The organism is Pandoraea morbifera, from assembly GCF_902459575.1.
Classification (GTDB): domain Bacteria; phylum Pseudomonadota; class Gammaproteobacteria; order Burkholderiales; family Burkholderiaceae; genus Pandoraea; species Pandoraea morbifera.
The window spans coordinates 244,946-269,938 of the sequence record NZ_CABPSD010000007.1; the positions used below are offsets into that span (position 1 = coordinate 244,946).

The 24,993-nt window shown below is 65.4% G+C and carries 20 protein-coding genes; 13 read left to right on the plus strand and 7 right to left on the minus strand.

The annotated features are described in order from the left end of the window. Window positions 1-108 precede the first annotated feature (108 nt). From PMO31116_RS14025 to PMO31116_RS14070, 10 genes are all read left to right on the plus strand, one after another. Window positions 109-1,401 (plus strand): ABC transporter substrate-binding protein, encoded by a 1,293-nt coding sequence (locus tag PMO31116_RS14025; protein WP_246185294.1) that lies wholly within the window; start codon window positions 109-111, stop codon window positions 1,399-1,401. 115 nt (window positions 1,402-1,516) lie between these two features. Next, the gene (locus tag PMO31116_RS14030) at window positions 1,517-2,329 is read left to right on the plus strand and encodes an ABC transporter ATP-binding protein (protein WP_150567248.1); all 813 of its coding nucleotides are present in this window, start codon (window positions 1,517-1,519) and stop codon (window positions 2,327-2,329) included. A 63-nt stretch (window positions 2,330-2,392) separates the two neighbouring features. Further along, window positions 2,393-3,631: a phenylacetate--CoA ligase family protein gene (locus PMO31116_RS14035; RefSeq protein WP_150567249.1), complete on the plus strand. Its 1,239-nt coding sequence runs from the start codon at window positions 2,393-2,395 to the stop codon at window positions 3,629-3,631. A gap of 155 nt (window positions 3,632-3,786) precedes the next feature. Further along, window positions 3,787-4,914, plus strand: a complete 1,128-nt coding sequence (locus PMO31116_RS14040; RefSeq protein WP_150567250.1) for an aminotransferase class V-fold PLP-dependent enzyme — start codon at window positions 3,787-3,789, stop codon at window positions 4,912-4,914. A gap of 519 nt (window positions 4,915-5,433) precedes the next feature. Continuing rightward, complete coding sequence (locus PMO31116_RS14045) at window positions 5,434-6,294, plus strand: MurR/RpiR family transcriptional regulator (RefSeq protein WP_150567251.1); 861 nt, start codon at window positions 5,434-5,436, stop codon at window positions 6,292-6,294. A 45-nt stretch (window positions 6,295-6,339) separates the two neighbouring features. Continuing rightward, window positions 6,340-7,602, plus strand: coding sequence for a diaminopropionate ammonia-lyase (locus PMO31116_RS14050; protein ID WP_150567252.1), 1,263 nt, complete (start codon window positions 6,340-6,342; stop codon window positions 7,600-7,602). 78 nt (window positions 7,603-7,680) lie between these two features. Next, on the plus strand, window positions 7,681-8,958 hold the full coding sequence (locus PMO31116_RS14055) for a Zn-dependent hydrolase (protein ID WP_150567289.1): 1,278 nt from the start codon (window positions 7,681-7,683) through the stop codon (window positions 8,956-8,958). 88 nt (window positions 8,959-9,046) lie between these two features. Next, window positions 9,047-9,985, plus strand: a complete 939-nt coding sequence (locus tag PMO31116_RS14060) for an N-carbamoyl-D-amino-acid hydrolase (protein ID WP_023595402.1) — start codon at window positions 9,047-9,049, stop codon at window positions 9,983-9,985. 269 nt (window positions 9,986-10,254) lie between these two features. Beyond that, window positions 10,255-11,553 carry an MFS transporter gene (locus tag PMO31116_RS14065; protein ID WP_246185286.1) on the plus strand — a complete coding sequence of 433 codons (1,299 nt, stop codon included), beginning with the start codon at window positions 10,255-10,257 and terminating at the stop codon, window positions 11,551-11,553. 20 nt (window positions 11,554-11,573) lie between these two features. Continuing rightward, window positions 11,574-12,722 (plus strand): YgeY family selenium metabolism-linked hydrolase, encoded by a 1,149-nt coding sequence (locus PMO31116_RS14070; protein ID WP_150567253.1) that lies wholly within the window; start codon window positions 11,574-11,576, stop codon window positions 12,720-12,722. Window positions 12,723-12,902: 180 nt separating this feature from the next. On the opposite strand, the gene acnB is transcribed toward PMO31116_RS14070, so the two are convergent. From acnB to PMO31116_RS14105, 7 genes are all read right to left on the minus strand, one after another. Next, window positions 12,903-15,488, minus strand: coding sequence for a bifunctional aconitate hydratase 2/2-methylisocitrate dehydratase (gene acnB, locus PMO31116_RS14075; RefSeq protein WP_150567254.1), 2,586 nt, complete (start codon window positions 15,486-15,488; stop codon window positions 12,903-12,905). Between the two features lie 119 nt (window positions 15,489-15,607). Continuing rightward, the gene (gene argE, locus PMO31116_RS14080; RefSeq protein WP_150567255.1) at window positions 15,608-16,861 is read right to left on the minus strand and encodes an acetylornithine deacetylase; all 1,254 of its coding nucleotides are present in this window, start codon (window positions 16,859-16,861) and stop codon (window positions 15,608-15,610) included. Window positions 16,862-16,882: 21 nt separating this feature from the next. Beyond that, complete coding sequence (locus PMO31116_RS14085) at window positions 16,883-18,292, minus strand: MFS transporter (protein ID WP_150567256.1); 1,410 nt, start codon at window positions 18,290-18,292, stop codon at window positions 16,883-16,885. A gap of 197 nt (window positions 18,293-18,489) precedes the next feature. Continuing rightward, entirely contained in the window at window positions 18,490-19,680 is a 1,191-nt protein-coding gene (locus tag PMO31116_RS14090) for a glycine C-acetyltransferase (RefSeq protein ID WP_174971305.1), read from the minus strand. Next, on the minus strand, window positions 19,670-20,617 hold the full coding sequence (locus PMO31116_RS24095; RefSeq protein WP_150567258.1) for an aminotransferase class IV: 948 nt from the start codon (window positions 20,615-20,617) through the stop codon (window positions 19,670-19,672). Before PMO31116_RS24095 ends, PMO31116_RS14090 begins: the two co-directional genes overlap by 11 nt. Window positions 20,618-20,625: 8 nt before the next feature. Beyond that, window positions 20,626-21,171 carry a peptide deformylase gene (locus PMO31116_RS24100; RefSeq protein WP_150567259.1) on the minus strand — a complete coding sequence of 182 codons (546 nt, stop codon included), beginning with the start codon at window positions 21,169-21,171 and terminating at the stop codon, window positions 20,626-20,628. Beyond that, entirely contained in the window at window positions 21,168-22,298 is a 1,131-nt protein-coding gene (locus tag PMO31116_RS14105; RefSeq protein ID WP_217424748.1) for a branched-chain amino acid ABC transporter substrate-binding protein, read from the minus strand. Before PMO31116_RS14105 ends, PMO31116_RS24100 begins: the two co-directional genes overlap by 4 nt. Before the next feature lie 123 nt (window positions 22,299-22,421). Between PMO31116_RS14105 and PMO31116_RS14110 the strand changes: the two genes are divergently transcribed. From PMO31116_RS14110 to PMO31116_RS14120, 3 genes are all read left to right on the plus strand, one after another. Further along, window positions 22,422-22,913, plus strand: coding sequence for an Lrp/AsnC family transcriptional regulator (locus tag PMO31116_RS14110; RefSeq protein ID WP_150567261.1), 492 nt, complete (start codon window positions 22,422-22,424; stop codon window positions 22,911-22,913). A 159-nt stretch (window positions 22,914-23,072) separates the two neighbouring features. Then, window positions 23,073-23,846: an SDR family oxidoreductase gene (locus PMO31116_RS14115; RefSeq protein ID WP_150567262.1), complete on the plus strand. Its 774-nt coding sequence runs from the start codon at window positions 23,073-23,075 to the stop codon at window positions 23,844-23,846. A gap of 128 nt (window positions 23,847-23,974) precedes the next feature. Continuing rightward, complete coding sequence (locus tag PMO31116_RS14120; protein WP_150567263.1) at window positions 23,975-24,883, plus strand: LysR family transcriptional regulator; 909 nt, start codon at window positions 23,975-23,977, stop codon at window positions 24,881-24,883. The last annotated feature ends 110 nt before the right edge of the window (window positions 24,884-24,993 follow it).

Sequence of the window (24,993 nt, forward strand, 5' to 3'; positions counted from 1 at the left end):
CCGGACGGCGCGCGAGACATCGCGCGTTGCCGGCGCACGTTTTGCCACAGATAAAACCACAGACGGAGACACAGCATGAACACGAAACAGTTGACGGCATCGTTGGGCATGGCGCTCGTGCTCGGCATGGGCGCGGCGGGGACGTCGTTTGCCCAGTCAAATGACCAGTTCATTGCACTCGCGGATTACCGCGTCGGTCCTTATGGCGCAAACGGTCAGTCGTTCTACGGAGGGTTCATCGACTATTTGCAGTACGTGAACATGAAGAACGGCGGTGTGAACGGTGTGAAGCTCACGTGGGAAGAGTGCGAGACCGAGTACAACAACGCCAAGGGCGTGGAGTGCTACGAGCGCCTCAAGGGCAAGAATCCGGTGACCAAGGGGACCGCCTATCACACGATGGCCACCGGGATCTCGTATGCGCTGATCGACAAGACGGCCACCGACCAGGTGCCGCTCGTGATGATGGGCTACGGCCGTACCGACGCCGTGGACGGCTCCGTGTTTCCGTGGGCTTTCCCGCTGGTCACGACCTATCAGATGCAGGCGTCGGCCATCATCAAGTTCCTCGCCGACAAGAATGGCGGCTCGCTCGCCGGCAAGAAGATTGTCTACCTCTATCACGACTCGGCTTACGGCAAGGAGCCGATCGTGGCGATGCAGGCCGAATCGAAGATTCATAAATTTACATTGGTGGAGATTCCGGTGGCGCATCCGGGCAACGAGCAGGGGGCGCAGTGGCTGCGCATTCGTCAGGAGAACCCCGACTACGTGGTCTTTTGGGGGTGGGGTGTGATGAACCAGACGGCGCTCAAGGCCGCGCAGAAGGTTGGCTATCCGCGCGAGAAGATCATCGGCAGCTGGTGGGCCGGCTCGGAGGAAGACACGATTCCCGCCGGTCCGGCCGCCAAGGGCTACATGAGCGCCACGTGGAACGTGGCGGGCAAGCAGGTGCCGTTGATCGCCGACATCGAGAAGGTGGTCTACGGCGCGGGCAAGGGCAACATGCAGGACCCGTCGAAGGTCGGCTCGGTACTCTATAACCGGGGCGTGTCCGCCGCGGTTGCCACCGTCGAGGCGCTGAACACTGCGCAGAACAAGTTCGGCAAAGGCAAGGTGATGACGCCCGTTCAAGTGCGCTGGGCATTCGAAAACCTGAATATCGACGCCACCCGGCTCAAGGCGATCGGCGCGACCGGCCTGCTGCCCGACATCAAGACGAGCTGCGAGGATCACGAGGGGTCCGGCAAGGTTCGTATCCAGCAATGGGACGGCGCCAAGTGGGTCATGGTGTCCGACTGGATCGAGGGCAATCGCCGTCTGATTCACCCGCTGTTCGAGGCGTCGGCCAAGCAATATGCCAAGGAGAAGGGCATTACGCCGGCCTGCTACAAGATGTGACCGACGCCGTCGCCCGCACCGGCAGCGGGGCCGAGCACCACGGCGTGGGCGACGTGCGCGCGACAGGCAGGGTCGCCATCATCGGGACCCGGTGGCAACGATTTCGGAGTCAGGCATGGAAGCGAGTTTGCGCGTCAACAATATCGAAGTCATCTACGACCACGTGATTCTGGTGCTCAAGGGCGTGTCGCTGACCGTGCCCGAGGGCAAGATCGTGGCGCTGCTCGGCGCCAACGGCGCGGGCAAAAGCACGACGCTCAAGGCGATTTCCAACCTGCTGCATGCCGAGCGCGGCGAGGTGACGAAGGGCACCATCGACTATCGCGGTGAACGGGTCGAGAAGCTCTCGCCCAACGGGCTGGTCAAGCGCGGCGTGATTCAGGTGATGGAGGGGCGTCACTGCTTCGGGCATTTGACGATCGAGGAAAACCTGCTCACGGGCGCCTATGTCAGGCACGCGTCGCGCGGTGCGCAGCAACAGGCGCTGGAGCGCATCTACGCGTACTTTCCGCGTCTCAAGACGCGCCGCAAGTCGCAGGCCGGTTACACGTCGGGCGGGGAACAGCAGATGTGCGCGATCGGGCGCGCCATGATGGCTCAGCCGTCGATGATTCTGCTCGATGAGCCATCGATGGGACTCGCGCCGCAGATCGTGGAAGAGATCTTCACGATCGTGCGCGACCTGAATCAGCGCGAACGCGTGAGCTTCCTGTTGGCCGAGCAGAACACCATGGCGGCGCTGCGTTATGCGGACTACGGATACATCCTCGAGAACGGGCGCGTGGTGATGGACGGCGACGCAGCGTCGCTGCGCGACAACGAAGACGTGAAGGAATTCTATCTGGGCATTGCCAAGGACGGCGCCAGCAGCGCGGGCAGCTTCCGCAACGTCAAGAGCTACCGTCGACGCAAGCGCTGGATTGCCTAGGCGCCCTGGCAAGCGGCGCGATGCACACGACAGACCGTTAATCCCCAACGAATTTCCGTCTCTATGAACGACTACTTCGACACGCTGGAAACCCGTGCGCCGGAGGTTCGCGAGAAGGCGCTGCTGGCGGCGTTGCCCGCACAGGTCTCGCACGCGCGCGCGCACGCGGCCTATTTTTCGCAAGTGCTCGGCGATGTCGATCCGGCGGCGGTCGTCTCTCGCGCCGCGCTCGCCGCGCTGCCCGTCACACGTAAATCGGATTTGTCGGCGTTCCAGCGACGTCATCCGCCGCTGGGTGGACTGAATGCGACCCCGATCGGCGCGCTCGCGCACGTCTACCAATCGCCGGGCCCGATCTACGAACCGGACGGTCGGGGCAGCGACTGGTGGCGCTTCGCGCGTGCCATGTTTGCTGCGGGGCTGCGCCCGGGGGATCTCGTCTACAACACCTATTCCTATCACTTCACCCCTGCGGGCATGATGATCGAGACGGGGGCGGCGAGGCTGGGATGCTGTGTATTTCCGGCCGGCGTAGGGCAGACGGAGTTGCAGCTCGAGGCGATACGCCATCTGATGCCGGTGGCCTATGCGGGCACACCGTCGTTCCTGAAGATCCTGATCGAGAAGAGCGAGGCTGCCGGCGTCGACATCGGTTGCATCCGTCGCGCGACCCTCTCGGGCGAGGCATTGCCGCCGTCGTTGCGCGCGTGGTTCAACGGCCGCGGCATTACCGCGCGTCAGTTGTACGGCACGGCGGATCTGGGGCTGATCGCTTTCGAGAGTGACGCGCAGGCGGGGTTGATCGTCGACGAGAACGTGTTGGTAGAGCTGGTCGAGCCGGGCGGAACGACGCCGGTGCCGGATGGCGAGATCGGCGAAGTGGTCGTGACGAACTTCAATCCCGACTACCCGCTGATCCGGTTTGCCACCGGCGATCTCTCGGCGATAGCGCCTGGTGTCAGCCCGTGTGGGCGCACGAATATGCGTTTGAAGGGATGGTTGGGACGGGCCGACCAGACGGTCAAGGTGCGAGGCATGTTCGTGCACCCCGGCCAGATCGGCGAGATCGGGAAGCGGTACCCGGAGCTGGCGCGCGTTCGCTTGCGCGTGGAGGGACGCGTCGGCGAGGATCGCATGCGGCTGCTGTGCGAGATGAGCGAGGCCCCGCCGGATGGGTTGGCGGCGCGCGTTCAGGAGACGCTGCGCGACGTGACCCGCCTGCGCGGCGAAGTCGACTTCGTGGCGTTGGGCTCGCTGCCGGCCGACGGCAAGCTCGTGGAGGACGCCCGAGCCTACGATTGACTCGCCCCCCGGTGGGCCGCCGAATGATACTCGGGCGCTCGCGCGGGATCCGTTAGGGCGGCGTTTCGTGGATCCGCATGATTGGCTGTGCGCCGGAGGGGATTTCGTTAGAATCTGCTTTCGATGTTCGTATTCGCCAATTATCGGAGGCTGATGTGCCAGGACTACTTCCCGATGTCGACCGCGAGGGACTCCTCGAATATTCCGTCGTGTACACCGACCGGTCGATCAACCACATGTCGCAGCGCTTTCAGGGCGTCATGCGCGACATTTCCGATGGCCTGAAACGGGTCTACAACGCGAATTCGGTCATCGTCGTGCCGGGCAGTGGGACTTTCGGCATGGAGGCCGTTGCCCGCCAATTTGCGACGAACAAGAAGTGCCTCGTCATTCGAAACGGCTGGTTCAGCTTCCGCTGGTCGCAGATTTTCGACATGGGCGGTATTCCGTCCGAGACCGTCGTGCTCAAGGCGCGGCCGGTCGAGTCGGGCAGGCAGGCGGCCTATGCGCCCGCGCCGATCGACGAGGTCGTGGCCGCGATCAAGGCGAACAAGCCGGACCTGGTGTTCGCCCCGCACGTGGAAACCGCCTCGGGCATGATGTTGCCCGACGACTATCTGCGCGCCGTCGCCGATGCCGTGCATGCCGTTGGCGGCATGTTCGTCCTCGATTGCATTGCATCGGGCACCGTGTGGGTCGACATGAAAGCGGTTGGTGTGGACGTGCTGATCAGTGCGCCGCAAAAGGGGTGGAGTGCTTCGCCCTGTTGCGCGCTGGTGATGCTCGGTGCCCTGGCGCGCGAGCGCATCGAGGGCACGACGAGCACGAGTTTCGCCTGCGATCTTCGCCAGTGGCTGCAGATCATGGAAGCCTACGAGAAGGGCGGCTTCGCCTATCACGCCACCATGCCCACGGACAGCCTCGCGGTATTGCGCGACGTCATCAAGGAAACCGAAGCTTACGGACTGGAGAAGGTGCGGGCCGAGCAGTTGGAACTCGGCAAGCGCATTCGCGCATTGCTCGCGGCCAGGGGGTTCCGCAGCGTGGCCGCCGAAGGTTTTCAGGCGCCGGGGGTCGTGGTGAGCTACACCGACGACGATGGCATCCGCACCGGCAAGAAATTCGCCGACGCCGGCTTGCAGATTGCAGCGGGCGTACCGCTTCGCGTCGACGAGCCGGAGGACTTCAAGACGTTCCGCATCGGCCTGTTCGGTCTGGACAAGCTCCATGACGTGGAGGGCGCGGTGGCGCGATTCGCCAAGGCATTGGACAGCGTCGCCTAATTGCCGCCGGACGCGCAAATCCTTGAGCTTGCGCGGCCGGTCCATGGTTGCTCTTCCCGTGAAAGGGATGTCCGCCAAACCGACGGCGGGCATCCCTTTTTTCATGTCTCGGCCCTTTTTGGCAAGCGAACCGGGGCGACGGTCGTGCAGGCGCTGCCGCGCAAGCGGGAAGACGACGACCTTCGTGACGGTGTTCACGACGTCTCGGGCGCCCCCTGGTGGATCGCTTCGCAGGCATGACAGCACTGCCTTCGAGCGCCCCCCCCCGATCCCTTTGTCCAGCTCCTACCATGCCCGCCGATTGGCGGGCATTTTCATTGGCGCGGCGCTGACGCATTATTTTTTTCCTTTGACACTTTATTTTCGTTTACATAGTTTACTGAAACATAAGTTCCAAAAAAGCAGGATGCCCTCGTGAAACGCGCGACGCAAACAGCGCAAGCGGCGCAGACGATGGCAGCATGCTGGGACCCGCAACTTTGCGCCCGCCGGAAACGGATGGGCCGATTGGAAAACACCATGAACGGCACGCTTCAAGACCGCATCCTGCAACTGCAAGACGACTTCACGCCAAGCGAGAAACGTCTTGCGGATGTGACGCTGGCGCACTTGTCGCAATTGGCGTCGTATTCCGCGACCGAGCTCGCGGAGATGGCGGAAGTCTCGAAGGCCTCGGCGGCGCGCTTCTTCAAGCGCTTGGGCTACGAGACGTTCAACGAATTGCGCACCCGCATGCGCGAGGACGCCGACCACGGGTCGCCGCTCTTCGCGCTGGCGGGCATCTCCACGCCCGAGACGGCGGGCGATACGCCGGAAGGCGCCATGGGCGCGCATCTGGCGGCCGACCTTCAGAACCTTGCGCATACGTTCGAGCGCATTGCCGCGACCGACCTGGACCGTGCCGTGGAGATCGGCGCGAATGCCCGGCGCGTATTCATCGCGGGCTTTCGCAACGGCCGCGTGCTCGCCCAGTACATGTGGGCATTGCTCACGCAGGTGCGAGACGGCGTGCTGCTGGTGCCCGGCGCTGGCCTGAACCTGGCGGAAGACCTGGCCGACATGTGCGCCGATGACGTGCTCGTCGTCATGGATTTCCGTCGCCGCGTCACGCTGCTGCGTCCCATGGTCGAACACGCCAATCGCATCGGCGCCCGCGTGGTGATCCTCACCGATCCGACTGCCACCGAACTGCCGGCGCGCAGCGACATCGTGCTGCGCTGCGTGAACCGCACCTCGGGCATGTTCGATTCCTACGTTGCGGCGATGAGCGTCATCAACCACTTTTGCACACGCCTTGGGCTGGCCCTTGGCGATGCGGCGCGCGAGCGGCTTGCCCACATCGAGCGCCTGCACGACGACTACGGCGACTTGCGCCGCTAGCCGGTATCGATACCGACAGATCCACTCAGAAACCGAGGAGCACGTATGACCCACCCCCTTCCCGATCTGCGCCTGCAGTGTTTCGCGAACCCGGCCGTTGAGCCCGGGGCGCGCTATGACGACGCGCGTCGCGCCATTCTGGGCGGCGACGCGTTTGCCACCGCCGCGCGTGAAATCACTCGCTGGCCGGGCTATGCCGAGACGCCGCTCGTCGCACTCGACGGGCTGGCGCGCGCGGCGGGCGTGGCGCAGATTCGTTACAAGGACGAGGCGGGACGCTTCGGCCTGGGAAGCTTCAAGGCGCTGGGTGGGGCATATGCCGTGAGTCGCCTGCTGATCCGCGAAATCGAAGCCCGCACGGGGCAACAGGGCGTGAGCGTGGCCGACCTGCTCTCGGGACGCTTCGCCGATCTGACCGGCACGCTGTGCGTGACGTGCGCCACCGATGGAAACCACGGGCGCTCGGTGGCATGGGGGGCGCAGCGCTTCGGCTGCCAGTGCGTGATCTACGTGCATGCGACCGTCAGCCAGGGGCGCGTCGATGCCATTGCGCATTACGGTGCCGAGGTCGTGCGCACGACGGGCAACTACGACGATGCGGTGCGCCAGGCCGCCGACGATGCTTCGCGCCTGGGCCGCTTCGTGGTGTCGGACACGTCGTACCCCGGCTACATGGAGGTACCCAAGGACGTGATGCAGGGCTACGCCGTCATGGCTGACGAAGCGCTGCGTCAATTCCGCGACGCGACGGGGCAACTGCCGACGCACGTATTTCTGCAAGGCGGCGTGGGCGGCCTGGCTGCTGCCGTGCTCGCCCATTTCTGGGAAACGCTCGAAGCGCGCGGCGAGGCGCGTCCGCGATTCGTTGTGGTCGAGCCGGACAAGGCTGCATGTCTTTACGAGAGCGCGCGCGCCGGGGAGCCGGTGGCGGTGCACGGCGAGCTCGATACCGTGATGGCCGGGTTGGCCTGTGGCGAGGTGTCGTTGCTGGCGTGGGAGATCCTGCGTCCGGGCGCGCACGCGTTTCTGACCATCGACGATGCCTCTGCGCTCGAGACGATGCGCATGCTCGCGCAAGGCCGCTTTGGCGACGCGCCGATGGTCGCCGGCGAATCGGCCGTGGCCGGGCTGGCCGGGTGCCTGGGCGCTGCCGCCGACGCGCACGCGCGGGCCGAACTGGGTCTCGATGCCTCGAGCCGCGTGCTGGTCTTCGGCAGCGAAGGCGCCACGGATCCGGTGTTGTTCGAGACGATCGTCGGCATGCCTGCCGAAGCCGTGACGGCCGCGGCCGTCAAGCGGGCCGCGTAAGCGATCAAGCGATCAAGCGATCACGCGCACCAACGCACGAATGCATTAGCGAATTCAGGGCACGAACGCATCATGAGCATGCTTTTCAACACTTCCGGGGCCGGCGCAGTGGCGGTGGACCCGAATACGGCGCCGGTCCCCCGTATCGACTTGCCGCGCCTGCTCGGGCGTATCGCCGCGCTGGCGCAAGTCGGCGCGATCGATGGAGGCGGTTGCTGCCGCCTGGCGCTGAGCGATGCCGACGGCGAAGGTCGCCGTCTCGTCGAGGGCTGGATGCGCGAGCTCGGGCTCGCGGTGAGCGTGGACGCCATCGGCAATGTCGTGGGTGTGCGCGCGGGAAGCGAGGCCGGCCCGCCTGTGATGACCGGCTCGCACATCGACACGGTTCGAACCGGCGGGCGATACGACGGCAACCTCGGCGTGCTCGCCGGCCTGGAGGTCATTGCGGCGCTCAACGATGCAGGCATCGTCACGCGTCGCCCGCTCGCGGTGGCCTTCTTCACGAACGAGGAGGGTGCCCGCTTCTCGCCGGACATGATGGGCAGTCTCGTCTACGTGGGCGGCATGCCGCTCAACGAAGCGCTCGATACGGTGGGGATCGACGGCACGTCCGTGCGCGAGAACCTCACGCGCATCGGGTTCGACGGCACGCATCCGGTCGGTGCTCCCGACGTCCACGCGTTCGTCGAACTGCATGTGGAACAGGGGCCGGTGCTGGAGCATGAGGGCATCACGATCGGCGCGGTCACGGGCGTGCAGGGCATTCACTGGACCGAGTTCACGGTCGAGGGCGTCTCGAATCATGCCGGTACCACGCCCATGCGCATGCGTCATGACGCGGGCCATGCCGCCTACGCGATCGCCGCGTACGCACGCGACGTGGCGCGCGAACTGGGGGGCGCACAGTTGGCGACCGTTGGCCATGTCTCGGTATCGCCCAATCTGGTGAACGTGATTCCGAACCGCGCCGTCTTCACCGTCGACCTGCGCAACACCGACGCCGACGCGCTCGCCGAGGCCGTGCGCCGTGTCTTCGCGAAGGCCGACGCGGTGGCCGAGGCCGAGGGCGTTCGCATCAAACGACGCTCGCTCGCCGATTTCGCCCCGGTGCGGTTCGACGAGCGCATCGTCGACCGGGTGGAGGCGCTCGCGCGCGAGCGCGGGCACTCGGTGCGCCGCATGCCCAGTGGCGCGGGGCACGACGCGCAGATGCTCGCGCGGGTTTGCCCGGCCGGGATGATTTTCGTGCCGAGCGTGAAGGGCCTGTCGCACAACGTTGCCGAATTCACCCACGACGCCGATATCGACGCCGGGGCCAATCTGCTGCTTGCGCTCATGACGGAACTCGCCGCCTGAACCCGTCGCAGTCGCAACACCCCTGGAGGAGGCGTCCGGAGCGCCGGACGCACAGGGTTTCAATGAGATTCATCAAGGAGATAACGTCATGTCCCGTATCGTCAACGTCGCCGCCGCGCAGCTCGGACCGATCCAGCGCGCCGATTCCCGCGCCGACGTGATGGAGCGCTTGCTCGCTCACCTGCACAACGCACACGCGATGGGCTGCCATCTCGTCGTTTTCCCCGAACTGGCGCTCACGACCTTCTTTCCGCGCTGGTACATGGAAGATCCGGCCGAGATCGATGCCTTTTACGAGCGCGAGATGCCCGGCCCGCAGACGCAGGTGCTGTTCGACACGGCCAGACGCCTGGGCATCGGGTTCTATCTCGGCTATGCGGAAATCGCGCTCGACGACGCCGGTTGTCCGCATCGCTTCAATACCTCGATTCTGGTCGGCGCCGACGGTGGCATCATCGGCAAGTATCGCAAGGTGCACCTGCCGGGCCATGCGGAAAACGAACCATGGCGCGCGTTCCAGCACCTGGAGAAGTACTACTTCGAACCTGGCGATGCGTTCGGCGTGTGGCGCGGCTTCGGCGGCGTGATGGGCATGGCCCTGTGCAATGACCGTCGCTGGTCGGAGACCTATCGCGTGATGGGCCTGCAGGGCGTCGAGATGATCCTGCTCGGCTACAACACGCCGGTTCACAATCCGCCCGCGCCGGAGCACGACGATCTGTCGATGTTCCACAACCAGTTGGTCATGCAGGCCGGGGCGTACCAGAACGGCACGTGGGTGGTCGGTGTGGCCAAGGCGGGCAAGGAAGAGGGCTGCGAGATGATCGGCGGGAGCTGCATCATCGCGCCGTCAGGCGAAGTGGTGGCCGCCTGTTCGACCAAGGGCGACGAGCTCGCCATCGCGCGCTGCGACCTCGATCTGTGCAACTCGTACAAGAGCACGACCTTCAATTTTGCAAAACACCGCCGTCCGGAGGCGTATCGCATGATCGTCGAACGACGCGGCGCCGTGGTTCCGCAGGCGTGAGCGCCCGCGCCCAGGGCGCAGGACGCGCAGGCGTCTGAGACGGAGGCACGCGGCAGGCACCGCGCGGCCTCCCGGTTCATCCCAACCCCCATCACAGCCATGCAGGCCGCGAGGCCCGCAGGGGAACGTGTTGCCCGAAGCTTATGCCGAAGTCTTCGTGCGCATCACGTCTGGCCAACAGTTCGTCACGATATTCTTTCGCGCTGGAGCCTATGATGAAAAACGCACCGTCCCCTGCATCACTTGCGGGCAACTCGCCCGGCCAACCCATGCAAGCCGATTCCCGTGTCCTGAGCGACGCCGCCGACACTGCCCTGTACCGCCGCGTGGCATGGCGGCTGGTGCCGTTCCTGATGCTCTGCTACGTCGCCGCGTTCCTCGACCGGGTCAACGTCGGCTTCGCCAAGCTGCAGATGCTCGACGATCTCGGCTTCTCCGAGACGGTGTACGGCCTCGGCGCCGGCATCTTCTTCATCGGCTACTTCCTGTTCGAAGTGCCGAGCAACGTGCTGATGCATCGCATCGGCGCCAAGAAGACCCTTGCACGCATCATGATCCTGTGGGGCCTCATTTCCGCGGCCATGGCTTTCACGCAGACGCCGACCCAGTTCTACGTGCTGCGCTTCCTGCTCGGCGCGGCCGAAGCGGGCTTCTATCCCGGCATCATCCTGTACCTCACGTACTGGTTTCCGTCGGCCCGTCGCGGCCAGATCGTGGCGATCTTCATGACTGCCGTGCCGTTCGCGGGCATTCTCGGCGGGCCGCTCTCGGGCTGGATCATGCAGTCGTTCCATATGGGCCATGGCTTTGCGGGCTGGCAGTGGATGTTCGTCATCGAAGCCGTGCCCTCCATGGTGCTGGGCGCCGCGGTCTTGTTCTACCTGGATGACCGCATTGCCGATGCACGTTGGCTCACCGACGCGGAGAAAGCGCGCCTGGCGCACAACGTTGCCGCAGAGACGCGCGAGAAGACCGAACACGTGTCGCTGTGGAAGCTGCTGCAGGATCGTCGCGTGCTGCACATGGCGCTGATCTGCTACTGCACGGTGTCGAGCCTGTCGGGCCTGGCATTCTGGATTCCCTCGGTGATCAAGTCGACCGGCGTGAAGTCTCTGCTCGAAATCGGTCTTCTGACCGCGGTGCCCAACGCGTGCGCGGTTGTGTCGATGGTGCTGGTGTGCCGTCATTCGGACAAGACGCGCGAGCGCCGCTGGCACATGGTGATTCCGTTCGTCGTGGGCGGCGTCGGGCTCATCCTGTCGACACTGTTCGGCCATAACCCGCCGGTCGCCGTGGCGATGCTCTCGGTGGCCGCGGCCGGTTGCATGGTCTGCTCGCCGCTCTTCTGGAGTCTGCCGACGGCCTTCCTCGAGGGGCGCAGTGCGGCCGCGGGCATTGCCGGCATCAACGCCTTCGCCGGACTGGCCGCCTTTGTCAGCCCTTACGTCATCGGGTGGATCAAGGACACGACCGGCTCGACCGACTGGGGCATGTACTTCCTTGCGAGCTTCGCCTTCATCGGCGCCATTCTGGTGCTGCGCGTGCCGGCCCGTCTGGTCAATCGCTGAGCCGAAGGAGAGGCAACGTCATGACGATCGATGTCATTGCGCTGACGCAGGAAATGGTGCGCACGCCGAGTCTCTCGGGCGACGAGGCTGGCATGGCGGCGCTGGTCGAAGCGCGCATGCGCGAGCTCGGCTTCGACGAGATACATCGCGACGGGAACGGGTCGGTGCTGGGCCTGATCGGGCCGGCGGGCACGGATGTCGCCGTGCTCTTCGACGGCCACATGGACGTGGTGCCGGTGGTCGGCGACTGGTCGGTCTCGCCGTTCGGCGGCGAGATCCGCGATGGCCGCCTTCATGGGCGCGGCAGCACCGACATGAAGGGTGGCATCGCGGCCGCCATGTGCGGCGCGGCGCAAGCGGCGGCGACCGGGCGGCTCACCCGCCGCGTGGCGGTGTCGGCGAGTGTGATGGAGGAGGTGATCGAAGGCTTCGCGCTGGCGCCGGTGCTCGACCGGTGCGCGCCTGCCGCCGTGATCATTTGCGAGCCGTCGAAGCTCCAGATCAAGTCGGGGCAGAAGGGGCGCATGGAGATGCTTCTGACGTTCGAGGGCACGCCCGCACATGCGGCGTCGCCCGAGGTCGGCGTCAATCCGTTGCACGCGGCGGCACGCGCCCTGATCGCCTTGCAGGATCTGCCGTTGCCAACGCACGCGTCGCTGGGCGACGCCCTGCTGGTGCCCACGGACATCGTTTCCACGCCGTACCCGTCGATATCGATGATACCGACGGCGACGACGATTCGCTTCGACCGCCGCACGCTCCCGGGCGAAACGTCGCAGGACGTGATCTCGGCGATCGAGGCGCGCTTGCGCGCTGAAGGCCTGACGCGCTTCACGCTCGCGGTCACGGGCGACAAGGTGAGGACGTTCACGGGGTGCTGCGCGAGACCATTTCGCTGGTTGCCGGCGTGGCAGATCGCCGACGACCATGCGTTGGTCTCGGCGGCCGGGCGCGCGGCGCAGGCGGCGGGGCGAGTGGCAACACTCGGGACGTGGCGCTTTTGTACCAACGGATCGGAATCGGCCGGGCGACGCGGTATTCCCACCATCGGGCTCGGGCCGGGCAACGAGGAGGATGCGCACACCATCGACGAGTCGATCGCCCTGGAGCAACTCGAAGGGGCGCGCGACATTTACCGAGAGCTCGTGCTCGAGCTGGCGACGGGGTGAGGTCGCGCTAATGTGTGACGTCGGTTCCGCCGGCAGGCGGACCGGATTGCCGCCACGAACACAGGCTGAAACGAAAATGGCGCCGCGAACAGAACGTTCGCGGCGCCATTTGCTTTGGCTACGGGGTGGCAGCGGCCTGACGCGACGGCGTGGAACCCACGCCGCGCCTCAGCCGGGTGCTCAGGCCTGCACCGTGTCGGCGACGGCCTTGAAGTCCTCGATCTGATCGAAGTTCATGTACTTGTAAATCTTGTCGCCGTTGGTGTTGATCACGCCGATGTCCGCCATGTACTCCTCCTTGGACGGGATCTTGCCAAGTCGCGAGCAGATCGCCGCCAGTTCCGCCGAGCCGAGATACACATTCGTGTTCTTGCCCAGACGGTTGGGGAAGTTACGGGTCGACGTCGACATGACGGTCGCGCCTTCGCGCACTTGAGCCTGGTTACCCATGCACAGCGAGCAGCCCGGCATTTCCGTGCGGGCACCAGCCGTACCGAACACACCGTAGTGACCTTCTTCCGTCAGTTGCTTCTGGTCCATCTTCGTCGGCGGCGCGACCCAGAGCTTGACCGGAATGTCGCGCTTGCCTTCGAGCAGCTTCGACGCGGCCCGGAAGTGACCAATGTTGGTCATGCACGAGCCAATGAACACTTCGTCGATCTTGGCGCCAGCGACGTCGGACAACGTCTTCACGTCGTCCGGGTCGTTCGGGCAGGCCACGATCGGCTCATGGATGTCGGCCAGATCGATCTCGATCACGGCAGCATACTCGGCGTCGGCATCCGGCGAGAGCAGCTTCGGATCGGCCAGCCACTGCTCCATTGCCGTGATACGGCGTTGCAGGCTGCGCGGATCCTGGTAGCCCTGCGCGATCATCCACTTCAGCAGCGTGACGTTGCTGTTGAGGTACTCGATGATCGGCTCCTTGTTCAGATGCACCGTGCAACCGGCGGCCGAGCGCTCTGCCGAGGCATCCGACAGCTCGAACGCTTGCTCGACCTTCAGGTCGGGCAGGCCCTCGATCTCGAGGATGCGGCCCGAGAAGATGTTCTTCTTGCCTTGCTTGGCAACGGTCAGCAGCCCCTGCTTGATGGCATACAGCGGAATCGCGTTGACGAGATCGCGCAGCGTGACGCCCGGCTGCATCTTGCCCTTGAAGCGCACCAGTACCGATTCCGGCATGTCCAGCGGCATGGTGCCGGTGGCGGCCGCGAAGGCAACCAGGCCCGAACCGGCCGGGAAGCTGATGCCGATCGGGAAGCGGGTGTGCGAGTCGCCGCCCGTGCCGACGGTGTCGGGCAGCAGCATGCGGTTCAGCCACGAGTGAATCACGCCATCGCCCGGGCGCAGCGCGATACCGCCGCGCGTGGCAATGAAGTTCGGCAGCGTCTGATGCGTCTTCACGTCGACCGGCTTCGGATACGCGGCGGTGTGGCAGAACGACTGCATCACGAGGTCGGCCGAGAAGCCGAGGCACGCCAGATCCTTGAGTTCGTCGCGGGTCATCGGACCCGTGGTGTCCTGCGAGCCCACCGACGTCATCTTCGGCTCACAATAGGTCCCCGGACGGACCCCTTGTCCTTCGGGCAGACCGCAGGCACGGCCGACCATCTTTTGCGCGAGCGAGAAACCCTTGCCGCTATCGGCCGGTTGCTGCGCCAGGCGGAACAGCGTGGACGGCGGCAGACCCAGCGCTTCGCGGGCCTTGGCCGTCAGGCCGCGACCGATGATCAGCGGGATACGGCCGCCGGCGCGCACTTCGTCGAACAGCACGTCGGACTTGACCTGGAATTCGGCGATCACTTCGCCGTTCTTCAGGGCCTTGCCCTCGTACGGACGCAGCTCGACCACATCGCCCATTTCCATCTTCGACACGTCGAGCTCGATCGGCAGCGCGCCGGCGTCTTCCATCGTGTTGTAGAAGATCGGAGCGATCTTGCTGCCCAGGCACACACCACCGAAGCGCTTGTTCGGAATGAACGGGATGTCCTGGCCCGTGAACCACAGCACCGAGTTGGTGGCGGACTTGCGCGAGGAACCCGTGCCCACCACATCACCCACATAGGCGACGAGATGGCCCTTTTCCTTGAGCGATTCGATGAACTTGACCGGGCCGCGCTTGCCGTCTTCTTCCGGGGTGATGCCCGGACGCGCGTTCTTGAGCATGGCGAGCGCGTGCAGCGGGATGTCCGGGCGGGTCGTGGCGTCCGGGGCCGGCGAGAGGTCGTCGGTGTTGGTTTCGCCCGGCACCTTGAACACGGTGATGGTCAGGCTTTGCGGCACTTCCGGGCGGCTCGTGAACCACTCGGCGTCGGCCCAGCTTTGCAGCACGGCGCGGGCGTTGGCATTGCCCTTGTCAGCCAGTTCCTTCACGTCGTGGAACTGATCGAACATCAGCAGGGTGTTCTTCAGCGCGTCGGCCGCGACCGTGCCGACTTCGGCATCGGACAGCAGTTCGATCAGCGGCTGGATGTTGTAGCCGCCCAGCATGGTGCCGAGCAGTTCGGTGGCGCGGGCGCGCGAGATGAGCGAGCAGGCGGTTTCGCCCTTGGCCACGGCGGCCAGGAAACCGGCCTTCACGCGGGCGGCTTCGTCCACGCCCGCGGGCACGCGATGCGTGATGAGGTCGAGCAGCGTTTGCGCTTCGCCGGCAGGCGGGTTGATCAGCAACTCGACCAGTTCAGCGGTCTGCTGCGCCGTCAGCGGCAGGGGGGGAATACCAAGCGCGGCGCGGGCGGCCACGTGAGCACGATAGTTTTCGAGCATGAGAAGACCTGCAGGTGGTGCGTTTCGGGGGAGGGTGTCAGACCTCCAAGGCTTTTTCCAATACTGCTTTTGCCCGAGATTTTAGTCCCTATGCCAGGTGCGGTCAAATGTCTTATGTCTTATATAAGAGTTGAGGCTGTAGTGGAAGGCGCGATGAGCTGTGACAGAAACCGCTCGCATCGGGCGATTTCGGCCAGCGCCACGAATTCGTCGGGCTGATGAGCCTGTTCGATGCTGCCGGGGCCGCAGACCACCGTCGGGATGCCGGCGCGCTGGAAGAAGCCGGCCTCCGTGCCGTAGGAGACCTTGCGGGCGGCGGTGTCGCGCGTGAGGGCGTGCATCAACTGCACGAAGGGTGCCGACGCGGTCGCCTGCATCGACGGCGGAGCGGCGATCTTCGTGAACCGGATGGTGGCGTGCGGGTGCGCGCGTGCCATTTCCGGAATGAGGGTCTGCGCGGCGAACGCCTCGATCCGGGCGAACACGGCGTCGGCATCGACACCGGGCAGGTTCCGGTATTCGAAGACAAATTCGCACGCGGCGGGAATCGTGTTCAGGGCGATCCCCCCTGAGATCGTGCCGGTCTGCGCCGTGCTGAACGGGACATCGAAACCGTCGTCGTAGGGGCCGCTGGCCGCAAAGGCGTCCGCAATATCGCGAATATAGCAAATCAGGCGCGCCGCATACTCGATGGCATTGACCCCGCGCGGCGTGAGCGACGAATGCGCCGCATGCCCGTGAACGCAGCAACGGTAGATGTTGATGCCCTTGTGCGCGACGATCACGCGCATGTCGGTCGGTTCGCCGACGACGCAGCCCTGCGGCCGGATATCGCGGCGCGCCATGGCGGCGAGCATGGGGGAGACCCCGAGGCACCCGACTTCCTCGTCGTAAGAGAAGGCGAGATGGACCGGTACCCCGGGCGGCGTGGCGCACCACGTCGGCACCCGACTCATGACCGTGCCGATGAATCCCTTCATGTCGCACGCCCCGCGCCCATACAGGCGGCCGTCTCGTACCGTCGGCGCGAACGGCGGACTCTGCCAGTCCTGGCCATCGACCGGCACCACGTCGGTATGCCCGGACAGCACGATGCCGCCTTGCGTGCGGCCGTCGCTCGCCGGCAGGGTGGCGAAGAGGTTGGCCTTGGCGCCGCTCGCGTCGTAGTCGAGCCAGGCATGCACCCCGTGGGAGCGGAGGTCGTCGCGAAGCACTTCGATCAGGCCGAGATTTGACCGGCGGCTTGTCGTATCGATCGCGATGAGGCGCGAGATCCATTCGACGGCGGCGCTCGACGCCGGTTGCGCCCGTTCGTCGCGACGCGGAGCGGTGTCGGTGTCGGCGAAAGGTGGGATGGGTCTGGACGATGGCATGGGGTGTTCCCTTGGCGGGCCTCAGATCAATGCCGAGTGCGCTGTCTCGCGCGAGAGCCGCGATGCGACGAAGCTTGCGAGCGCCCCGGCGGCGATGTACCAGGTGAGCGAGAGCACGTTGCCCGTGGTTCCGATGAGCCATGTCGCGACGAAAGGGGCGAAGCCGCCGAAGATCGTGACGGAAACGTTGTAACTCAGCGAGATGGAGGTGGTGCGCACCGCGGCGGGATACAGCTCGACCTGCCAGGCAGGGGCGGGTCCCGTCATCATGGCCATGAAGGTGGCGAGCAGGCAGAGCGCACCGAGTACCGGCAGCGTGTGCGGATAAGCGGACATGAGGGCGAACAGCGGATACGTGCCGACGAGAACGCACAGTGCACCGGCGCTCATGAGCGGACGACGGCCCCAGCGATCGGACAGTCGCCCCATCACCGGTGACAGAACCATGAAGCAGGCGATCTGCAGGCTTACGGCGGCGAGCGCCTCGCTCGCGGGCAGCCCCAACGTGCGCGTCAGGTAGATCGGCATGTACAACAGGTAGAGATAGTTGGTGACGGTCCAGCCGACCGTGAAGAGGCTGCCGATGCCAAGGGCGCGGCGCTGCTCGCGCAGTGCGGTGCGAATGGGCGACGACGGAGGCGTCCTGGCTCGCGCGTCGCCGCGAGGCGGCTCTTCGACGTTGCGCCGCAGCCAGAAACCGAAGGTGCCGATGACGACTGCACCCAGCACGAACGGCATGCGCCATCCCCAGTCGTTCAGGGCTTGCGTCGACATGAACCAGGTCATGACGCCGGCGGTGAGCGAGCCCAGCAGCAGCGCGACGGCAAGGCTGGCCTGCTGCCAGCTGCCGTACAGTCCGCGGCGGTTTGCGGGCGCGTATTCGACGATGAAACTCGTGGCACCTCCCCATTCGCCGCCGGACGCGAAGCCCTGCAATACGCGCGCGATCACGATCGATATCGATGCGTACACGCCCGCCGTGTCGAACGCGGGCGTCAGGCCGATCATCGCCGTGCCGATCGCCATGAGCAGGATCACGACGAGCAGGGCGGCCTTGCGGCCCGCACGATCGCCGTATGCGCCGAGAACGGCCGCTCCCACGGGGCGCGCAACGAAGCCCACGCCGAACGTGGCGATCGCGACGAGAAACGACGTCGATTCGCTGGCCGCCGGGAAAAAGTGATGGGCGATTTGCGGCGAGAAGTAGGCATAGAGCACGAAGTCGTACCACTCGAGGATGTTGCCGAGCGAGGCGGCCACGACCGCCCGTCTGGCCTGTGCGCGCGTTGCGCGGCGTGTATCCGTCGGGCATGGCATATCGGCGGCGCCGGCGTGGCCCGCGATGTCGGCGATACCGGCGGGAGGAGGGGGGTCGGCCGGCGCGGCGCCGTGTGGCCAGTTGTCATGCGCATGCGAAGGGTTCGAGTTCATGAGGCAACCTGATGAGTGGACAGGGAGGTACGCCCGTGAAGGGACAGGCCGTCTCCGAGGCTCGGACCGGCGCTGGCGATACGGGTAGGGGAATTCGGCCGGCGTTTTCGCCTGCTCTGCCGCGCGAGGGGCCCAAGGCTCAATGGCGGCCGACGGCTGCCGATGGCAACGGATGGCGCGCGACGACCTCGGCGGTGCTAATGGCGCATCGATCGGAACGCGTCGACGACCCGGTCGAGATCGGCGTCGGTCAGCGCGAGGGACGCCTGCAGCCGCAAACGGGCCTGCCCCTCGGGAACGACCGGGTACGAGAACGCCTGCGCCAGAATGCCGCGCTGCGCGAGCGCCGACGCGGCTGCCTGGGCACGTGCCGAAGTGCCGAAGCGAACCGGCACGATCGGATGGTCGCCAGGGATGACATCGAAGCCCGCCGCTGTCAGGCGCTCGCGCAAATGGACGCTCATCGCGCGCAGGCGCGCGAAGTCGATCTGACCTCGTTCGATCAGCTCCAGGGCGCGAAGCGCGGCGGCGGCGATCGCCGGCATCAAGGCATTGGAGAACAGGTAGGGGCGTCCGAACTGGCGCAGCGTGTCGATCACGGCATTCGGGCCCGCCACGAATCCGCCTGCCGCGCCACCCAGCGCCTTGCCGAGCGTACCGACGAAAACGTCGACGGCGGTGGTTTGCGCCTGCGCCTGGGCGGTTCCGCGGCCTGTCTCGCCGATGACGCCGATGCCGTGCGAGTCGTCCACGACGAAGAGCGCCTGGCGTTCGCGACACAGCGCGGCCAGGGCCTGGAGCGGTGCCTGCGTGCCGTCCATGGAGAACACGCCGTCGCTCACCAGCAGCCGCGCGCTGGCGTCGTTCGCGTCGTCGAAGGCTTGCGTGGCGCTGTCGATGTCGCGATGCGCGTAACGAAAGCGGGCGGCCCGGCTCAGGCGTATGCCGTCGATGATGCTCGCATGATTGAGCGCGTCGGAGAGCACGGCGTCCTCATCGCACAACAGCGCCTCGAACAGCGCGCCGTTGGCGTCGAAGGCCGAAGGGAACAGCGCGCACGCCTGGGTGCCGAGAAAGTCTGCCAGCCGTTGCTCCAGTTCCCAATGGAGCGCATGCGTGCCGCTGATGAAGCGAACCGAGGCCATGCCCAGGCCAAAGCGCGAGACGGCTTCCTTCGCTGCCTCGACAATGCGGGCGTCGCCAGCCAACCCGAGGTAATTGTTGGCGCACAGATTGAGATACCCGCGCGGTGCCTCGGCGGCGCTCGTGTGCGCGGTGATGCGACCGCCCTGCGGCGAGCCGATCGCGATCTCGCGCTTGAGGGCGTGCCGCTCGACGAGCGCTTGCCGGCGTGCTTCGAGACGGGAGCGCAGCGCCTCAGCGAACACGATCCGCCCCGTCGTAGTCGACCGCCAGCGTCCAGGCCGGATCGTCGTGCCAATCCCAGTAGGTGCGAAAGATCTTCCGGGTCAGCTCGCCCGGCATGCCATCGCCGACGGCGACGTCGTTCAGGCGCGTGACCGGCATGATGCCGCCTGCGGTCGACGTAATGAAGATCTCGTCGGCGTGACGCAGTTGCGCTTCGCTCACGTTGCCCGCGTGCACTTCGATACCGAGTCGTTCGGCAATGTCGAACACCGTGCGGCGGGTGATGCCATGCAGAACGCCGCGCTCGGGCGTATACAGGGCGCCTTCCTTGACTGCGAAGATGTTGAAGCCCGGGCCTTCGGCAACATTGCCGTCCATGTCCTTGATGACGACGGTCTCCGCGCCGGCGTCGAACCCCTGGAATTGGGCGGTGACCAGATCGAGCCAGTGGTAGTTCTTGATCTGCGGGTCCACCGACTCCGGCGGGATCCGACGTACGGTATCGATCAGGTGCAGATGCAATCCTTCCTTGAGTTGCCGGGCGTTGGCCACCGAACCGTAGGGCACGGCGAACGCGACGAACTGGTTCGCGGCGTCGCGCGGGTCGCGGCTGAATGTCGGCGACAGGCCGCGCGTGCACAGCATCTCGACATAGGCGTTACGCAGCCCCGAGCGCCGGACGCACTCGACGAGGATGTCGCGCAGCGCGTCGTCGTCGTACGCCACTCGCAAGCGCAGCTTCTCGAGCGAGCGCCGGAATCTCGCAATATGCAAATCCAGTCGGAAGAACCTGCCATTCCATACGTGCACGGTGTCGTAGGTCACGTCGGAGTGCAGCAACCCCCAGTCGAGCACGGAGATGCGGGCCTCGGACATGGGAAGGTACTGGCCGGCCATGAAAGCCGTGCCGGCGGGGTAGGTCAGACCGTCGATGCGGCCAACGTCGGGGCGGGTCATCACGTCTCTCACAGAGGTTGAGGAAAGTAGTCGACCTGTGCGGCGAAGGCCGCGCGGTGCGACTCGAAGACCGTGCGGTGCACGACGGCGTTTTCGCCGACGGCGCGATCGAACGAGAGCTTGCCGTCGAGATGGTCGATCTCGTGTTGCAGCAGTTCGGATTCCGGGCGGCCGAGCGCCTCCCGGAGATGCCGCTCGCCACGCATGTCCAGAAAGCGAACGGAGATCGACGCGAAGCGCGCCACCCGCACGAGCATGTCCGGAAAGCACATGCAGTCGTCCCAGAGCGTCATGCGTTCGCTGCTGGTCCACACGATCTCCGGGTTGACGATGACCTCGGGCCATCCCGGCATGGCCAGTCCGATCATGCGTTTGCGGATGCCGATTTGCGGCGCGGCAATGGCGCGACCGAAACCGTGTTCGGCCCGGAACGCCCGGATCGCCTCGCCCAGCGCGCTCGCTTCGCGTACCACGACGGGGTCGTCGAGACAGGTGACCTCGGCGGCCACTTCGCGTAGCGCGGGCGATCCGACGCGCAGAATGTCGAGACTCATTTCGATACCTCGGTCAAAGCCATTTTCTTGCCTTCCTTGTAAGTGGAGATGGTCGCGGCCGGCTGGCGCAGATCGCCGTGCTCGTCAAATGCGATCTGACCCGTGACACCGCTGAACGACACGTGGTGCAGCGCTTGCACGATTTTGTCGGGGGCCGTCGATTGCGCGGCGACGGCGGCGCGATAAATCGCGGTCATGGCGTCGTAGGCGTAGGGAGCATAGAGCTGGACCGGTTCGCCGTACTTCTGGCGGAACTTCGCGGCGAACGCCGCGCCGCCCGGCATCTTGGCGAGGCTGCGTCCCCCGTCGGCACAGAAGAGATTGCCGTCGAGCGCGGGGCCCGCCAGCCGGATCATCTCGGCGGTGCAAAGTCCGTCGCCGCCGACCAGTGGCGCGGCAATCGAATATTGACGCATTTGCTTGAGCATCGGCCCGCCCTGGGCATCCATGCCGCCGAAGAAAATGGCGTCCGGGTTTTCACGTTTGACGCGGGTCAGCACGGCCGAGAAGTCGAACGCCTTGTCGGTGGAGTACTCGCGCGCCACGATCTTCGCCCCGGCCTTTTCCGCCTGGCGGGCAAAGACTTCGGCGATGCCCTGTCCGTAGGCGGTACGGTCGTCGATGACGGCGATGCGCCGCGCACGCAACTGCGTGGCGACGTATTGCGAGAGGGCCTGCCCAAGGTAATCGTCATTGGCCAGCATGCGGAACGTGGTGTCGAAACCCAGGCGCGTGAATTCGGGGTTGGTGGCGGACGGCGTGAGCTCGGCGATGTGTTGCTGAGCGTAGATGCGTGCCACCGCGATGGAGGTACCGGAGTTCTGATGGCCGATCACGGCACTCACGCGGTTGTCGGCGAAGCGCTGCGCCACGGTGGTGGCGATGCGCGGGTCGGCGCCGTCGTCCTGCGCGTCGAGCGCGAACTGGACCGGCTTGCCGCCGATGACGGGGTGCGTGGCATTGATCTCGTCCATCGCCAGGCGAATGCCGCGCTCGCTGTCCTTGCCGAAGTGCGCCTGAGCGCCCGTGAGCGCGCCGGCATAGCCGATGGTCACCACCGTTTGCGCGTGGGCGCTCAGGGTGCAAAGCATGGCCGCGGCGGCGGCAGCAAGGGCTTTCGGGAACATGATTTTCTCCATGGAATCGATCGGGTGGCGATGCTACGATTCTAGGGACCGGTCACGAAATTCAATTTTCGCGCGGACCATGTTTGCTTAACCGGATTTCTTTTTTCAGGGTGTTTGCGAAATATGAGCCAGAACCCCGCCACGCCACTCGACGAGTACGACCTGCGCATTCTTTCGCTGCTGCAAGTCGATAACCAGATCAGCAATCAGGCGCTGGCCGCCGAGGTGAATCTGAGTCCGCCAGCCTGCCTGAGGCGGGTGAGGCGGCTGCGCGAAGAGAAGTACATCCAGAAGGACATTTCGGTCGTGGATCCCAACAAGGTGGGGCTGCCTATCATGATGTGGGTGTTGGTCCAGGTCGAGCGCGAGCGGATCGACCTGCTCGATGATTTCAAGCGGTTCCTTCAGTCCGTGCCGGAAGTGATGCAGTGTTATGTCGTCACGGGGCGCGCGGATTTCGCGATGATGATCGCCGTGCGCGACATCGACCATTACGAAGCCTTTGCGACGCGCGTCTTTCGTCAGAATCCGAATATTCGGCACTTCGAGACAATGGTCGTGATGTCACGCGTGAAGTTCGGCATGTCGCTGCCGCTTGACGAAGCGCGCGAGTGAGCGGCACGTCGGGCCACGCTCGGGCGTGTGTCGATCGCGGCCTGCGCGGGGCGGGCGTGGATTAGTACGGTTTTCTGGATGATCCATCCAGATTCACGTTGTTTATGCCGGAACACCGAGTGTCTACATTGGAGTCTCCCCTTTATCAAGGAGCATTTCATGGCAGACCACGCAATTCAGGGCAAGGTGGTATTGATCGCCGGTGGCGCGAAGAATCTCGGTGGGCTGATCGCCCGCGATCTGGCACGGCACGGCGCCAAGGCCATTGCGATCCATTACAACAGCGCGGCGAGCGCGGCGTCGGCACAGGAGACGGTTGCCGCGGTCCAGGCCCTGGGGGCCAGGGCGGTGGCGTTTCAGGCGGATTTGAGTGCGGCGTCGGCCGTCGAGGCCCTCTTTCGCGATGCCACCGATGCGGTCGGACGTCCGGATATCGCGATCAACACCGTGGGCAAGGTGCTCAAGAAGCCCCTTGTTGAGATCACCGAAGCGGAATACGACGAGATGAGCGCGGTCAACGCGAAGGCCGCCTTCTTCTTCCTGAAGGAAGCGGGCAAGCATGTGAACGATCATGGCAAGATCGTCACGTTGGTGACCTCGCTGCTCGGCGCATTCACGCCGTTCTATGCGTCGTATGCCGGAACCAAGGCGCCGGTGGAGCATTTCACCCGCGCGGCGGCCAAGGAGTTCGGTGCGCGCGGCATCTCGGTGACTGCCGTGGGACCGGGGCCGATGGACACGCCGTTCTTCTACCCCGCCGAGGGCGAGGATGCCGTGGCGTATCACAAGACGGCAGCCGCGTTGTCACCGTTCAGCAAGACAGGACTGACCGACATCGAGGACGTCGTGCCGTTCATTCGCCACCTGGTAAGCGATGGATGGTGGATCACCGGTCAGACGATCCTCATCAATGGCGGCTACACGACCAAGTGAGTGCGTGCCCGGTCCGTGATCGCGGGACGCACACGACGGCGGCGCGAACTGAGGTTCGGGCACGGGCCGTCGTGCCGGCGCTCATTCGGGGCCGGGGCGGATCGATTGGGGCGTGATAAAAGGCGGACATGGATAGATTCGATCGATACCGGATCTTCGTGAAAGTGGCGGAGATGGGCAGCTTCATCAAGGCGGCGCACGCATTGGAGGTGCCGCGCGCGTCCGTGTCCGCCGCGATTGCGCAGTTGGAAGCGCAGGTCGGCACACGCGTGCTGCATCGAACCACTCGGCGGGTCACGCTCACCGCCGACGGCACGCAACTGCTCGAGCGCGTACGGGGATTGCTGGCCGACGCCGAGGAAATCGACCTGTTGTTTCACGCCAGCCAGCGCCAGGTATCCGGCCAGTTGCAGATCGACGTTCCCAGCCGGATCGCGCGTCGGCTCATCGCGCCGGCGCTGCCGACGCTGCTGCGCCGGCATCCGCGCCTGCGCCTGATGCTGCGATCGAGCGATCGTGCCGTCGATCTGGTCCAGGAGGGCGTGGACTGTGCGGTACGCGTGGGCCTGTTGCACGACAGCAGTCTGGTCGTGCGGGCGCTGGGCGCGATTTCGCTGATCAACTGTGCAAGTCCCGGCTATCTCGAGGAATTCGGCACCCCCCGTCGCCCGGAGGACCTGCTCGCCGGGCATTGGGCCGTCGGGTACGCGTCGCCGACAACCGGGCGCGAGTTGCCCTGGGAGTATCGCGACGAAGGCGGCGTGGCGCGTGCCCTCGACGTTCCCAGCCAGGTGGTGACCAACAATGCCGAAAACTACATCGCATGTTGTCGCGCGGGCCTGGGGCTGATCCAGATTCCGCGTTTCGATGTGCAATATCTGCTCGATTCCGGCGAACTGGTCGAGGTCATGCCCGAAGCTCGCGCGGCGCCCATGCCGGTCTCGTTGCTTTACCCGCACCGCCGCCAACGCTCGCGGCGCCTGACCGTCTTTCTCGACTGGTTCGAGGCGCTGATGCAGCCGCATCTGGAGGCGTGACTTTCTCGCCCGTCAAGGGGGCGGCGAGCCCGGCGAACCCGGGCGAACGAGGGTGGCGAATTACCTTCCTTTGTATTACATTCGGTGTCCGATGCGCCCGACTATGCGGT